Below are 12,255 nucleotides of genomic sequence, written 5' to 3'. Positions count from 1 at the left end.
CCTTGCACTTACACGCCGTGCGGGATGGCGTCCCAGCCCTCGACCTGCTGCGGCTTGCGGGTGCCCGGCCCGACGTAGCGGGCGGACGGGCGGACCAGCCGCTGGAGCTTCTTCTGCTCCAGGATGTGCGCGCTCCAGCCGCCCATCCGGGCGCAGGTGAACATCGAGGTGAACATGTGCGCGGGCACCTCGGCGAAGTCGAGCACCACGGCCGACCAGAACTCGACGTTCGTGGCGAGCACCCGGTCCGGGCGGCGGGCCTGGAGCTCGGCCAGGGCCGCCTTCTCCAGCGCCTCGGCGATCTCGAAGCGCGGCGCGCCCAGCTCCTTGGCAGTGCGGCGCAGCACGCGGGCGCGCGGGTCCTCGGCCCGGTAGACCCGGTGGCCGAAGCCCATCAGCCGCTCGCCCCGGTCGAGGACGCCCTTGACGTAGCCCTCGGCGTCGCCGCTGCGCTCGACGGCCTCCAGCATGCTGAGCACCCGCGACGGCGCGCCGCCGTGCAGGGGACCGGAGAGCGCGCCGATGCCGGAGGAGATGCAGGCGGCGGCGTCGGCGCCGGTGGAGGCGACGATCCGGGCGGTGAAGGTGGAGGCGTTCAGGCCGTGCTCGGCGGCCGAGATGAAGTAGGCGTCGACGGCCTTCACGTGGCGGGGGTCGGGCTCGCCGCGCCAGCGCTTCATGAAGCGCTCGACGATCGTCTCCGCCTTGTCGATCTCCTTCTGCGGCACGGCCGGCAGGCCCAGGCCGCGCGCGGACTGGGCGACGAAGGAGAGCGCGGTGACCGACACCCGGGCGAGGTCCTCGCGGGCCTGGGAGTCGGAGATGTCGAGGAGCTGGCTGAGCCCCCAGTACGGCGCGAGCATCGCGACGGCGGACTGCACGTCGACCCGGATGTCGCCGGAGTGCACGGGCACCGGGAACGGCTCGGCCGGCGGCAGGCCGGGGCCGAACCGGCCGTCGACCAGCAGCGCCCAGACGTTGCCGAAGGAGACCTGACCGATCAGATCCTCGATGTCCACGCCGCGGTAGCGCAGCGCGCCGCCCTCGCGGTCCGGCTCGGCGATCTCGGTCTCGAAGGCTACGACGCCCTCCAGACCCGGTTTGAAGTCGGCCATTCTTACTCCTGGATCTGCTCGATGCGCCCGCCTGGGCTCATCCGGCCCGGCCGGCCGAGCGCCTTAGGCGACCCTCAGGGACGTGTTCGTGACATCTTGCCTGGTGGGTAACCGGCTGCGCGACCCGCGACGACTGTGCTGCACGCGACATCCCCGCCGGTGGACAAGCGTGCGGCGGCGATGAGACTGGGCGGTAGGGGCTGGCCAGCGTCGCCGAGGGTGACGGGGCCACCGAAGGGGAGGGTAGTTGTGACGGGTGACACACCCGGCCCGGCCGGGATGCGTAACGAGTACGCCGCCGACCTGGGCCTTTCCGAGGCGGACCTGGCCGCCGACTGGCACGCCCAGTTCGCCCGCTGGTTCGCCGACGCGGTGGCGTCCGGCCTGCCCGAGCCGAACGCGATGGTGCTCGGCACCGCCGACGCCGCCGGCCGCCCCAGCGGGCGCACCGTCCTGCTCAAGGGGTACGACCCGCGGGGCTTCGTCCTGTTCACCAACCACGGCTCGCGCAAGGGCGCGGAGGCGCTGGCCAACCCGTACGCCAGCCTGGTCTTTCCCTGGTTCCCCATCCAGCGGCAGGTGGTGGTCGCCGGGCGGATCGAGCCCGTCGACCGGGCCGAGACCGAGGCGTACTTCGCCAGCCGGCCGCGCGGCTCGCAGCTCGGCGCGTGGGCCAGCGAGCAGTCGCGGGTGATCGGCGACCGGGCCGTGCTGGACGCCGGCTACCGGGCGGCGGCCGAGCGGTTCGCCGACGTGGACCGGGTGCCCGCGCCCCCGCACTGGGGCGGCCTGCGGGTGCGCCCCGAGACGGTGGAGTTCTGGCAGGGCCGGGCCAGCCGGCTGCACGACCGGCTGCGGTTCCGCCGCACCGCGCCCGATCCCGGCCCGGCCGACGACGGCCGGTGGGTCGTGGAGCGGCTCGCCCCGTGACCGCCGTCAAGGAGACCCGGCCGCGCGGGGCGCGCCGCTGGGCGATCGACCTGCGCCCGCTGCGGGTGCCCGTCTACCGGCGGATCTGGGTCGGCAACAGCGTCGCGATGCTCGGCTTCCAGTTCACGGCCGTGGCCGTGCCGGTGGAGATGTTCGCGCTGACCCGGGACTCGTTCTGGGTGGGGCTGCTCGGCGTGGCCGCGTTCGTGCCGCTGCTGGTCTTCGGGCTGTGGGGCGGCGCGGTCGCGGACGCCCGGGACCGGCGCGCGGTGCTGCTGGTCAGCCAGGCGGTGCTCTGGGCGTCGATGGTGGGCCTGCTGGCCCAGGCCGTGTTCCGGGTGGGCAGCCCGGTGCTGCTGCTGGTCCTGGTGGCGTTGCAGTCGGTCGGGTTCGCGGTCAGCGGGGCGGCCCGCACCGCGAGCATCCCCCGGCTCGTCCCGGCCGAGCTGGTCCCGGCCGCGAGCACCCTGAACTTCACCACCCACACCGCCGCGTCGGTGCTGGGGCCGCTGCTGGCCGGGCTGATCTTCGCGGCCTGGGAGGTCGGGTTCGCGCTGCCCATCGCGTACGCCGTGGACACGGTCTTCTTCACGGCGGCGGTCTGGGCGACGCTGCGGATGCCGGCGCTGCCGCCGGAGCCGGACCCCGACGGCGACGGCTCGCCCCGCAAGGCAGGGCTGGCCAGCGTCGTCGACGGGCTGCGCTACCTGGCCACCACGCCGGTGCTGCTGCTCTCCTTCGCCATCGACCTCGTCGCGATGGTGCTGGCCATGCCCCGGGCGCTGTTCCCCGAGATCGCCGAGGAACGCTTCGGCGGCGGCGCGGCCGTCGGCTGGCTGTTCAGCGCCATCGCCATCGGGTCGATGCTCGGTGGGCTCACCTCCGGCTGGATCGGCCGGCTCCACCGGCAGGGGGTGGCGCTGGTGTGCGCCGTCGTCGGCTGGGGGCTGGCCATCGCCGCCGCCGGGCTGGCCCGCCAACTCTGGCTGGTGGTCGGGCTGCTCGCCGTGGCCGGCGCGGCCGACCTGGTCAGCGCCGTGCTGCGGCAGACGATGCTGCTGGTGCACGCGCCGGACCGGATGCGGGGCCGGCTCCAGGGCGTCAACACGGTGGTGGTGGCGGGTGGGCCCCGCCTCGGCGACCTGCGGGCGGGCGCGACGGCCGCCGGCCTCGGCACCGGCGTCGCCTGGGTCGGCGGCGGCCTCGCCGCGGCGGTGCTCGCGGTGCTGCTGGCGGCCGTCTTCCCGGCCCTGGTGCGCTACCGGGCGGCCACGTCGGGGGCGCGGGGGTGACCGTCGGCGGCGGGGTGCGCGCGGTGACGGACCGCGCACCCCGTGCACAGAGCTGACCGACTAAGGTCACCGGCATGCAGAACGCCGCACCCCGCCCGCCGTCAGGCACCCAGTGGACCATTTCCGCCGCCGGCCACGAGGCCGTGCTCGTCGAGGTCGGCGGCGGCCTGCGGACGTACCGGCACGACGGCGTCGACTACGTCGACGGGTTCGCCGCCGACAAGCTCTGCCCCGGCGGGGCCGGGCAGGTGCTGGCCCCCTGGCCCAACCGCATCCGCGACGGCCAGTACGCCTTCGGCGGCCGGGAGTTCCAGCTCACGCTGACCGAGCCGGGCCGGGGCGTGGCCCTGCACGGCCTGGTCAACTGGGTGCCGTGGCACCTCGTCGAGCAGTCCGACGACGCCGTGACCCTGGGCTACGACCTGCCCCCGCATCCGGGCTACCCGTGGGCGCTGCGGCTGCGCAACCGCTACTCGGTCGGCCCCGGCGGCCTGCGCATCGAGCACGAGGCCACCAACGTCGGCGGGGAGCCCTGCCCGTTCGGCTTCTCGATGCACCCCTACCTGCAACTTCCCGGGGTGGCGGTGGACGATCTCGCCCTGCGGGTGCCGGCGAAGCTGCGGGTGCAGGTGGACGGGCGGCTGCTGCCGGTCGGGGCGACCCCGGTCGCCGGCACCGAGTACGACTACACCAGCCCCCGGCGCATCGGCCACGCGGTGCTCGACACGGCGTTCGGCGACGTGGTCCGCGACGCCGACGGCGGCTCCTCGGTGACCCTGGCCGCCCCGGACGACGCGGCGGCCGTCACCGTCTGGGCGGACCGCGAGTTCGGCTGGTGGCAGATCTTCTCCGGGGACACCCTCACCGGCGAGCGGCACCGCCGCTCGGTGGCGGTCGAGCCGATGACCTGCCCGCCGGACGCGTACCGCTCGGGCAAGGACGTGATCACCCTGGAGCCGGGCGACACCTGGCGGGGCACCATGGGCATCCGGCCCGGGGCCCGGTAGCAGCGGAGGCGGGCGGCGTGGAGTTCGCCGAGGTGCTCCGGCGACGCCGGATGGTGCGCAACTACGACCCGGACCGCCCCGTCCCGCCCGACGTGGTGCGGCGGCTGCTCGACCACGCCGTGCGGGCCCCGTCCGCCGGGTTCGCCCAGGGCTGGGGGTTCCTGGTGCTGGAGGAGCCGGCGGACCGGGAGCGGTTCTGGGCGGCGACCACCCCGGACGGCGGCGGGCGCGAGCGGTGGCTGGCCGGGATGCGCCGGGCCCCGCTGATCGTCGTGCCGCACGCCAACCGCTCGGCGTACCTGGAGCGCTACGCCGAGCCGGACAAGGGCTGGACGGACCGCGCGCAGGAGCGCTGGCCGGTGCCGTACTGGTATGTCGACACCGGCTTCGCCGCCCTGCTGATGCTGCTCACCGCCGTCGACGAGGGGCTGGGCGCGTGCTTCTTCGGCATCCCGGCGCAGCGCACGCAGGCGTACCGGGAGGCGTTCGGGGTGCCGGCGGAGTTCGACCCGGTCGGCGCGCTCACCGTCGGCTACCGTGCGCCGGACCACCGGTCGCCGTCGCTGCGGCGGGGGCGTCGCCCGGTCGACGAGGTGGTCCGGCGGGGGCGCTGGAGCTGACGCCGGGGGGCGTCGGCGGCCCGGCTCGGCGTCGCCGGGCGGGGTTGACCAACAGTGGTCGCGAAAGCGACATGAGGGAGTAAAACGCGGTGTGGCGGGGGCGGCTACGCTGGCACGGTCATCGGTGCTGTGCCGCGCGGTGCCACGCCGCGATCCGACCCGGCGCGGTGGGTCGGAACGGTGAGGGGGAGGGGAGCGTGCCGTCGTGATCTTCAGAGCGGTCCGGGACGGGCGTCCCTATCCGGAGCACAACCTGACGCTCAAGCAGTGGGCGGAGATCCCGCCGCGTCCGCTGCGGCTGGACCAGTTGATCACCACCAAGCGCGAGCTGGCGTTGGACAAGCTGCTCGCCGAGGATTCCACCTTCTACGGGGACCTGTTCCCCCACGTGGTGCAGTGGAACAGCGGGCTCTACCTGGAGGACGGGCTGCACCGCGCGCTGCGCGCCGCCCTCCAGCAGCGCAACCAGATCCACGCCCGGGTGCTGGTGCTGGCCGGTCAGCACGAGTGACCCGCTCCTGAGCCTTCGTTAGGGTGACGGGATGACTCCTGTCGACCTGCTGGACCTGGACTCCCTCCTCGACGACGAGGAGCGCCAGATCCGGTCCGTCGTGCGCCGGCTCGTCGACGACCGGGTCCGGCCGCACGTCGCCGACTGGTACGAGCGGGGCCAGGTGCCGGCCCGCGAGCTGGCCCGGGAGTTCGGCCGGCTCGGCCTGCTCGGCATGCACCTGACCGGGTACGGCTGCGCCGGCGCCACCGCCGTCGCGTACGGGCTGGCCTGCCTGGAGCTGGAGGCCGGCGACTCCGGCGTGCGGTCCCTGGTCTCGGTGCAGGGCTCGCTGGCCATGTACGCGATCTGGCGCTACGGCAGCGAGGAGCAGAAGCAGCGCTGGCTGCCCCCGATGGCGACCGGCGAGGCGATCGGCTGCTTCGGGCTGACCGAGCCCGACCACGGCTCCGATCCGGCGTCGATGGCCACCCGCGCCCGCCGCGACGGCGACGACTGGCTGCTGCACGGCGGCAAGATGTGGATCACCAACGCCCCGGTCGCCGACGTCGCCGTGATCTGGGCCCGCGCCGAGGAGGGGGTGCGCGGGTTTGCCGTACCCCTGGACGCGCCCGGGGTGTCGGTGCGGGAGATCCGGCGCAAGATGTCGCTGCGCGCCTCCGTCACCGGCGAGATCGCGCTCGACGACGTCCGGCTCCCGGCGGACGCGCTGCTGCCCGGCGCGGCCGGGCTCAAGGCCCCGCTGAGCTGCCTCACCGAGGCCCGGCACGGCATCGTCTGGGGCGCGCTCGGCGCGGCCCGCGACTGCCTGGAGACCACCCTGGCGTACGCGACCACGCGCACCCAGTTCGGCCGGCCGCTCGCCGGCTTCCAGCTCACCCAGGCCAAGCTCGCCGACATGGCCGTCGAGTGGCAGAAGGGCTTCCTGCTGGCGCTGCACCTGGGCCGGCTCGCCGACGCCGGGCGGCTGCGGCCCGAGCAGGTCAGCGTCGGCAAGCTGAACAACGTGCGGGAGGCGCTGGCCATCGCCCGGCAGTGCCGCACCATCCTCGGCGCGAACGGCGTCTCGGGGGAGTATCCGATCATGCGGCACGCCAACAACCTGGAGAGCGTGCTCACCTACGAGGGCACCTCCGAGATCCACCAGCTCGTCGTCGGGCAGCGGCTGACGGGGCTCAGCGCGTTCGCCTGATCTTCCGGTTGCGGAGCGAACACGCTGCGTTGCACTATGTCTACCTGACGTGCGGGATGTCGCGTAACGCTGCGGGAGGGTGCGTGGTGCACAAGGGCGTGCAGGTGGCGATGGTGGAGTCCGGGCACACGGCGGAGAGCCTCGCGGCCGAGATAGGAGTGGACCCGAAGACGGCGGCCCGCTGGGCGAGCCAAGGGCGGATTCCGCAGACCAGGCACCGTGCCAAGGTCGCGGAACTTCTCGGCAGGGACGTGCTGGAGCTGTGGCCGGACGTTCTGCGCCGGAAGGAGCCGGCGTGGTTCCGCCCATGGACGGAGATCGAACGCGAGGCCACCGGCCTGAGGTGGTACGAATCCGCCGTTCTGCCGGGGCTCCTTCAGACGGAGGCCTACGCCCGGGCGGTTCTCTCCAGTGGGCCGCTGTGTGCCGAGGTGGACGACCACGTCGAGTCTCGTCTCCGGCGGCAGGCCGCCGTCTTCGACCGCCCTCGGCCTCCGATGACGGTCTTCGTGATCGACCAGGCGGCGCTGCTCCGAGGCCATCCCGACGTGATGGATGCTCAGCTCGACCACCTCGTGACCGTGGCGCAGCGTCCCAGTGTCATGGTCCATGTGCTGCCGCTGGGTGCCGGCCTTCATGCGGGTCAGGCGGGGCCGTTCATCATCGCGAGCACGCCTGACGACCAGGACGTCGGTTACCTCGACGACCAGGCCGCCGGGCGGATCACCAACGACGTTGCTCCACTCTGGGCGGTCTGGGATACCGTCAGGTCAGTCTCGTTGCCGCGAGACCAGACCATCGACCTGCTGAGGGCGAGAGCATGGATGATCTGATCGGCGCGCGGTGGCGGAAGTCCACCCGCAGCAGCTCCAACGGCGGCGCATGCGTCGAGGTCGCCGACAATCTTCCGGGCGTGGTCGGCGTACGCGATTCGAAGGACCCGGCGGGGCCGGCGCTCGTCTTCGGGCCGGTCGCGTGGCGCGCGTTCGTCGCGCACGTCCCCGGGCGGGCCTGACCCGACACGAGCGCGTCGCGCCCGTCCCGTGCTCGGGGCGGGCGCTCGCTGTCGAGCTGCGGGCCTCGTCCGCCGTCACGAGGCGGCGGGGTCTGCCCCGTCGTACGCCCGCCGGGCCGCCTCGATCGCGCCCAGGTGCTCCTCGGCCCAGTCGAGGAGGACGTCGACGGGCTGCCGCAGGGTCTTGCCCAGCGGCGTGATCCGGTACTCGACGGCGACCGGGCGCGACGAGAGGACGCGCCGCTCGACGATGCCGTTGCGTTCGAGGCGGCGCAGGGTCGCGCTGAGCGACTTCTGGCTGACGGCCGGGATCGCCTGGCGTAGCTCGTTGAACCGTGAGGGGCGCTCGCAGAGGGTGTTGAGCACCTCCAGCGACCACTTGTCGAGGACTTGGTCCAGGAGTTCCCGGTGCGCCTGCGTGAGGTCGAGGCGCTCCGCCGTGCCGGGGTCGGTATCTGCCATGGCACCTAGTCTCGTTGAAGTTTCCTCTAAGCACCAGGTATCAAGGAGATACCAAGCTGGTGCGAGGAAGGAAAAGCGATGAGTGTCCAGCTCTTCTCCCCCCGGGGCATGATGCAGCCCGTCCCCTACCACCACGTCGCGGTCGCGTCGGGGTCGCGCCACGTTCACGTGGCGGGCCAGATCGGCCGCGACGAGGCGGGGCGGCCGGTCGCGTCCGGTGACCTCCGGGGGCAGGTCGCCCAGGCGCTCCGCAACACGGCCCAGGGTCTCGCCGGGGCCGGCGCGAGCTTCTCGGACGTGGTCCGCCTGACGTTCTACGTCACGAACTGGGCGCCGGAGCGGATCGGCGACTTCATGGCCGGCGTCGACGACGTCGCGGGGGAGCTCGGCCTCCCGCAGCCCCTGCCCCCGGCGTCGCTCATCGGTGTCGACCACCTCTTCGAGCCCGATGTCGAGGTCGAGGTCGAGGCGACGGCGATCCTGGACTGACCGTGCGGCTGGCCTGATGGCGTCGACCCGCAAGATCGTGCTCGATCCGGGAGAGAGTCGTGTCCAATGCGCACGAGGGCACTCTTTCCCGGATCGAGCACGATCTCGTTCCCGGAGCGGGTGCTCCCGGCAGAGGGCGCTACCGGGAGCGGGCGCTCACCACTGGCGGCGCGGGGTCGCCTTCGCGCCGGTGACCAGGGTGGCCGGCGGGACGTCGTCGGCCACGACCGCGCCCGCCGCGACGACGGCGTCCCGGCCGATGCTGACGCCGGGCAGGATCGTGGCGCCCGCGCCGATCCAGACGTTCTCCGCCACGTCGATGGGCGCGCCGGTGAGATACCGCCGCCGCTCCTCGGGGTCGACCGGGTGACCGCTGGTGATGAAGGTGACCTTCGGGCCGACCATCACGCGTTCGGCGAGCCGGATGCCGGCGTAGTCGAGGAACGTGCAGTTCTGGTTGATGAACACGCGCTCGGCGAGGTCGAGGTTGAGGCCGTGGTCGGTGTAGAAGGGCGGGTAGATGGTGACCCGCGCCGGCAGCGGCCTGCCGAGGATCTGGGCGAACAGCTCCGCCTTGCCCGCCTCGTCCTCGAAGGGCAGCACGTTCAGGCGGGAGGTCAGCTCGGTGACCCGCCGGACCCGGGCGGCCATGGCCTCGAACTCGGCGCTGTGGATCCGCATGAGACGACCGCTGGGCACCATGACCCTCTCTGGGCTGCGGGAGACTGAATGAGAAACACCTGCCTAGCGGTCACCGTAGTCGTAGAGGCAGGCGACGATCTCGACGGGCTCCGGCTTGCCGATTCCCTCGTGTTCGTTGCGCATCACCCGCCTCAAGCTCCACGATCGATCGGCGCAGAGCGGCGGAGTTGCTCGGGCTGCGCAGGAGGTGCCCGGTTTCCTTCATCGCCTCGTACACTGCCAGCGGCACGATGACCACCGGCTCGTGGCCTGGCGGGACGGGTTGGCGGGCGGGTGTCGCACGATGGCCGTAACGTCATCCTCAGACGATGTTCGATCGAGGATGGTGAGCGATGTCCCACGACGGTGAGGTCGACCGGCCCGCCCCCAAGGGCCCCTCCGGGCCCGCCCGGGGGTTGCTCGTGGTGCTCGGCGCGGCGGCGGTGGCCGTGGTCGTGCTGCTCGGCGCGCAGGCCACCAACGTGTTTCCCGACTTCCGCAACCCCTTCGCCAAGGAGCAGACCGATCGCAGCCAGCCGCCGCTGCTCAAGTCGATCCAGGACCTCAGCCGCTACGTCGCGGCCGAGGGCAACTTCCAGGTCGTCGTCGATCTCCAGAACGACCGCGACAACGTGCCGGAGTTCCTGCTCAACCAGCGCACCCTCTTCGTCGGGGCGGGCAGTGTGGAGGCCTACGTCGACTTCACCAAGATCGGTGAGGGGGCGGTGGTCGTGTCGCCCGACGGCAAGTCGGTCGAGGTGAAGCTGCCCGCGCCGCAGCTCGGCCAGACCAACCTCGACATGGAGAAGAGCTATGTCGTGGCGGAGCAGCGCGGCCTGCTCAACCGGATCAACGACCTGGTCAAGGGCGACCCGAACCGCCAGCAGCAGGTCTACAAGCTCGCCGAGGACCGGATCACGGCAGCCGCCCGCGACAGCGGCCTGACCGGCCGCGCGCAGGAGAACACCAACAAGATGCTGGAGGGACTGCTGCGTTCCCTGGGATACGAGAAGGTGACCGTCACCTACGTCGCGCCCTGACCGTCGACGCGAACGGCGAGACGCCCGTCCCGGGGGGAGCCGGGGCGGGCGTCTCTGTCGGCAGGGTCAGTAGCGGGCGGTGGCGTAGCGGTCCTCGTTCGGCATGAGCACCCACAGCACCAGATAGACGATCACCTGGGTGCCGGGCAGCAGCAGCGACAGCAGGAACAGCAGGCGGACCAGGTTGGCGGACGTGTTGAACCGGCGGGCCAGGCCGACGCAGACGCCGGCGAGCATGCGCCCCTCGCGGGGCCGGACCAGTTTGCGACTCATCGTCGTCCTCCCACTCTGCGGCGTGCCGCCGCCTCTGACTCAACGGTAGGAACCGCCGTCGCGCCCGCCCTCCGTCGCGAGGGGGATCCCGGGACCCCTGACCCGTAGGTGCTTACCCGGGCGGGCCCGCCCCGACGCGCCGGGGAGGGAAGCGGGCTGCGGGTAGGCTCGCCCGTCGGGTCCGTACCAGGGCGTACGACGGCGAGGAAGTGCAGATGATCAGCGTTTTCGACCTCTTCAGCGTGGGCATCGGGCCGTCCAGCTCGCACACGGTGGGACCGATGCGGGCGGCCCGCACCTTCGTGGCCGGGCTCAAGGCCGACGGCCTGCTCACCGAGGTCGCCCGGGTGCGCGCCGAGCTGTTCGGCTCGCTCGGGGCCACGGGCCACGGCCACGGCAGCGGCCCCGCCGTGCTGCTCGGGCTGGAGGGCGAGGCCCCGGAGACCGTCGACACCGACACCGTCGCCCCCCGGGTGGCCGCGATCCGCGCCGCGCGGCGGCTGACCCTGCTCGGCGCGCAGGAGGTCGACTTCGACCCGGACCGGGACCTGGTGCTGCACCGCCGCCGGTCGCTGCCGTACCACCCGAACGGGATGACCTTCGCCGCGTACGACGGGGGCGGGGCGCTCCTGCGCGAGCGGACGTACTACTCGGTCGGTGGCGGGTTCGTGGTCGACGAGGCGGCGGCCGGCGCGGACCGGATCGTCCCCGACACCACCCGCGTGCCGCATCCGTTCGGCACGGGGGCGGAGCTGCTGGCGGCCAGCGCCGGCAACGGGCTGTCGATCAGCGAGGTGATGCTCGCCAACGAGCTGGCCCGCCGCACCGAGGGCGAGGTGCGGGCCGGGCTGCTGGACATCTGGCGGGTGATGCGGGAGTGCGTGGCGGCCGGGTGCGCCCGCGACGGCGTACTCCCCGGGGGGTTGCGGGTGCGGCGGCGGGCGGCGGAGCTGCGGCGCGGCCTGGAGGCGGACGCCGGGAGCGGCGACCCGCTGCGGGTGATGGACTGGGTGACCCTGTTCGCGCTCGCGGTCAACGAGGAGAACGCGGCCGGCGGGCGGGTGGTGACCGCGCCGACCAACGGCGCGGCCGGGATCATCCCGGCGGTGCTGCACTACTACACCCGGTTCGTGCCGGGGGCGGACGAGGCGGGCGTGGTCCGGTTCCTGCTGGCGGCCGGGGCGATCGGCGTGCTGTTCAAGGAGAACGCGTCGATCTCCGGCGCGGAGGTGGGCTGCCAGGGCGAGGTCGGCTCGGCCTGCTCGATGGCCGCCGCCGGGCTGGCCGAGGCGCTCGGCGGCACCCCCGAGCAGGTGGAGAACGCGGCCGAGATCGGCATGGAGCACAACCTGGGGCTGACCTGTGACCCGGTCGGGGGCCTGGTGCAGATCCCCTGCATCGAGCGGAACGCGGTGGCTAGCATCAAGGCGATCACTGCGGCCCGGCTGGCGCTGCGCGGCGACGGGGTGCACCACGTCTCGCTGGACAAGGTGATCAAGACGATGCGCGAGACGGGCGCCGACATGAAGGTCAAGTACAAGGAGACGGCGCGGGGCGGCCTGGCCGTCAACGTGATCGAGTGTTGAGCGGGCGAGGAGGCGGGCGGTGACGTCTGGCGTCCGGGCGGC

The 12,255-nt window shown here is 73.1% G+C and carries 15 protein-coding genes; 11 read left to right on the top strand and 4 right to left on the bottom strand.

Annotated features, from left to right (window positions below):
• Positions 1-8 precede the first annotated feature (8 nt).
• Entirely contained in the window at positions 9-1,115 is a 1,107-nt protein-coding gene (locus HDA31_RS27110; protein ID WP_178063063.1) for a citrate synthase 2, read from the bottom strand.
• A 279-nt stretch (positions 1,116-1,394) separates the two neighbouring features.
• Here HDA31_RS27110 and pdxH point away from each other — a divergent pair, with 279 nt between their 5' ends.
• The 8 genes from pdxH (at position 1,395) to HDA31_RS27070 (ending at position 7,682) form a co-directional block, all read left to right on the top strand.
• Positions 1,395-2,045, top strand: coding sequence for a pyridoxamine 5'-phosphate oxidase (gene pdxH, locus HDA31_RS27105; RefSeq protein ID WP_178067051.1), 651 nt, complete (start codon positions 1,395-1,397; stop codon positions 2,043-2,045).
• The gene (locus HDA31_RS27100) at positions 2,042-3,337 is read left to right on the top strand and encodes an MFS transporter (RefSeq protein WP_178063064.1); all 1,296 of its coding nucleotides are present in this window, start codon (positions 2,042-2,044) and stop codon (positions 3,335-3,337) included. The genes pdxH and HDA31_RS27100 overlap by 4 nt, the downstream gene beginning before the upstream one ends.
• A 74-nt stretch (positions 3,338-3,411) precedes the next feature.
• Complete coding sequence (locus HDA31_RS27095; RefSeq protein WP_178063065.1) at positions 3,412-4,344, top strand: aldose 1-epimerase family protein; 933 nt, start codon at positions 3,412-3,414, stop codon at positions 4,342-4,344.
• Between the two features lie 17 nt (positions 4,345-4,361).
• Entirely contained in the window at positions 4,362-4,964 is a 603-nt protein-coding gene (locus tag HDA31_RS27090; protein WP_074475239.1) for a nitroreductase family protein, read from the top strand.
• Between the two features lie 205 nt (positions 4,965-5,169).
• Positions 5,170-5,475: a type II toxin-antitoxin system VapB family antitoxin gene (locus HDA31_RS27085; RefSeq protein WP_043961565.1), complete on the top strand. Its 306-nt coding sequence runs from the start codon at positions 5,170-5,172 to the stop codon at positions 5,473-5,475.
• A gap of 31 nt (positions 5,476-5,506) precedes the next feature.
• Positions 5,507-6,667 (top strand): acyl-CoA dehydrogenase family protein, encoded by a 1,161-nt coding sequence (locus HDA31_RS27080; RefSeq protein ID WP_178063066.1) that lies wholly within the window; start codon positions 5,507-5,509, stop codon positions 6,665-6,667.
• 110 nt (positions 6,668-6,777) lie between these two features.
• On the top strand, positions 6,778-7,500 hold the full coding sequence (locus HDA31_RS27075; protein WP_260422604.1) for a Scr1 family TA system antitoxin-like transcriptional regulator: 723 nt from the start codon (positions 6,778-6,780) through the stop codon (positions 7,498-7,500).
• Complete coding sequence (locus HDA31_RS27070) at positions 7,488-7,682, top strand: DUF397 domain-containing protein (protein WP_178063067.1); 195 nt, start codon at positions 7,488-7,490, stop codon at positions 7,680-7,682. The genes HDA31_RS27075 and HDA31_RS27070 overlap by 13 nt, the downstream gene beginning before the upstream one ends.
• 75 nt (positions 7,683-7,757) lie before the next feature.
• On the opposite strand, the gene HDA31_RS27065 is transcribed toward HDA31_RS27070, so the two are convergent.
• Positions 7,758-8,144, bottom strand: coding sequence for a winged helix-turn-helix transcriptional regulator (locus HDA31_RS27065; protein WP_178063068.1), 387 nt, complete (start codon positions 8,142-8,144; stop codon positions 7,758-7,760).
• 78 nt (positions 8,145-8,222) lie between these two features.
• Here HDA31_RS27065 and HDA31_RS27060 point away from each other — a divergent pair, with 78 nt between their 5' ends.
• Complete coding sequence (locus HDA31_RS27060) at positions 8,223-8,633, top strand: RidA family protein (protein WP_178063069.1); 411 nt, start codon at positions 8,223-8,225, stop codon at positions 8,631-8,633.
• A 156-nt stretch (positions 8,634-8,789) separates the two neighbouring features.
• Here the strand turns inward: HDA31_RS27060 and HDA31_RS27055 are convergent, their stop codons facing one another.
• Positions 8,790-9,314, bottom strand: a complete 525-nt coding sequence (locus HDA31_RS27055) for a DapH/DapD/GlmU-related protein (protein WP_221486697.1) — start codon at positions 9,312-9,314, stop codon at positions 8,790-8,792.
• 353 nt (positions 9,315-9,667) lie between these two features.
• Here HDA31_RS27055 and HDA31_RS27050 point away from each other — a divergent pair, with 353 nt between their 5' ends.
• Positions 9,668-10,354, top strand: a complete 687-nt coding sequence (locus HDA31_RS27050) for a DUF4230 domain-containing protein (RefSeq protein WP_178063071.1) — start codon at positions 9,668-9,670, stop codon at positions 10,352-10,354.
• 66 nt (positions 10,355-10,420) lie between these two features.
• Here HDA31_RS27050 and HDA31_RS27045 read toward each other — a convergent pair whose 3' ends face one another.
• Positions 10,421-10,627 (bottom strand): PspC domain-containing protein, encoded by a 207-nt coding sequence (locus HDA31_RS27045; protein ID WP_074475233.1) that lies wholly within the window; start codon positions 10,625-10,627, stop codon positions 10,421-10,423.
• Between the two features lie 215 nt (positions 10,628-10,842).
• On the opposite strand from HDA31_RS27045, the gene HDA31_RS27040 reads away from it, so the two are divergent.
• Complete coding sequence (locus tag HDA31_RS27040; RefSeq protein WP_178063072.1) at positions 10,843-12,213, top strand: L-serine ammonia-lyase; 1,371 nt, start codon at positions 10,843-10,845, stop codon at positions 12,211-12,213.
• The last annotated feature ends 42 nt before the right edge of the window (positions 12,214-12,255 follow it).

Origin of the sequence: Micromonospora carbonacea, assembly GCF_014205165.1 — a bacterium.
In the GTDB taxonomy this organism is placed as follows: domain Bacteria; phylum Actinomycetota; class Actinomycetes; order Mycobacteriales; family Micromonosporaceae; genus Micromonospora; species Micromonospora carbonacea.
This window is presented reverse-complemented; position numbering and strand designations above follow the sequence as displayed.

Excerpts from the sequence above, each read along its gene's own strand:
- HDA31_RS27110 (WP_178063063.1), bottom strand. The coding sequence starts at position 1,115 with ATGGCCGACTTCAAACCGGGTCTGGAGGGCGTCGTAGCCTTCGAGACC.
- pdxH (WP_178067051.1), top strand. The coding sequence starts at position 1,395 with ATGCGTAACGAGTACGCCGCCGACCTGGGCCTTTCCGAGGCGGACCTG.
- HDA31_RS27095 (WP_178063065.1), top strand. The coding sequence starts at position 3,412 with ATGCAGAACGCCGCACCCCGCCCGCCGTCAGGCACCCAGTGGACCATT.
- HDA31_RS27080 (WP_178063066.1), top strand. The coding sequence starts at position 5,507 with ATGACTCCTGTCGACCTGCTGGACCTGGACTCCCTCCTCGACGACGAG.
- HDA31_RS27075 (WP_260422604.1), top strand. The coding sequence starts at position 6,778 with ATGGTGGAGTCCGGGCACACGGCGGAGAGCCTCGCGGCCGAGATAGGA.
- HDA31_RS27070 (WP_178063067.1), top strand. The coding sequence starts at position 7,488 with ATGGATGATCTGATCGGCGCGCGGTGGCGGAAGTCCACCCGCAGCAGC.
- HDA31_RS27065 (WP_178063068.1), bottom strand. The coding sequence starts at position 8,144 with ATGGCAGATACCGACCCCGGCACGGCGGAGCGCCTCGACCTCACGCAG.
- HDA31_RS27060 (WP_178063069.1), top strand. The coding sequence starts at position 8,223 with ATGAGTGTCCAGCTCTTCTCCCCCCGGGGCATGATGCAGCCCGTCCCC.
- HDA31_RS27055 (WP_221486697.1), bottom strand. The coding sequence starts at position 9,314 with ATGCGGATCCACAGCGCCGAGTTCGAGGCCATGGCCGCCCGGGTCCGG.
- HDA31_RS27050 (WP_178063071.1), top strand. The coding sequence starts at position 9,668 with ATGTCCCACGACGGTGAGGTCGACCGGCCCGCCCCCAAGGGCCCCTCC.
- HDA31_RS27045 (WP_074475233.1), bottom strand. The coding sequence starts at position 10,627 with ATGAGTCGCAAACTGGTCCGGCCCCGCGAGGGGCGCATGCTCGCCGGC.
- HDA31_RS27040 (WP_178063072.1), top strand. The coding sequence starts at position 10,843 with ATGATCAGCGTTTTCGACCTCTTCAGCGTGGGCATCGGGCCGTCCAGC.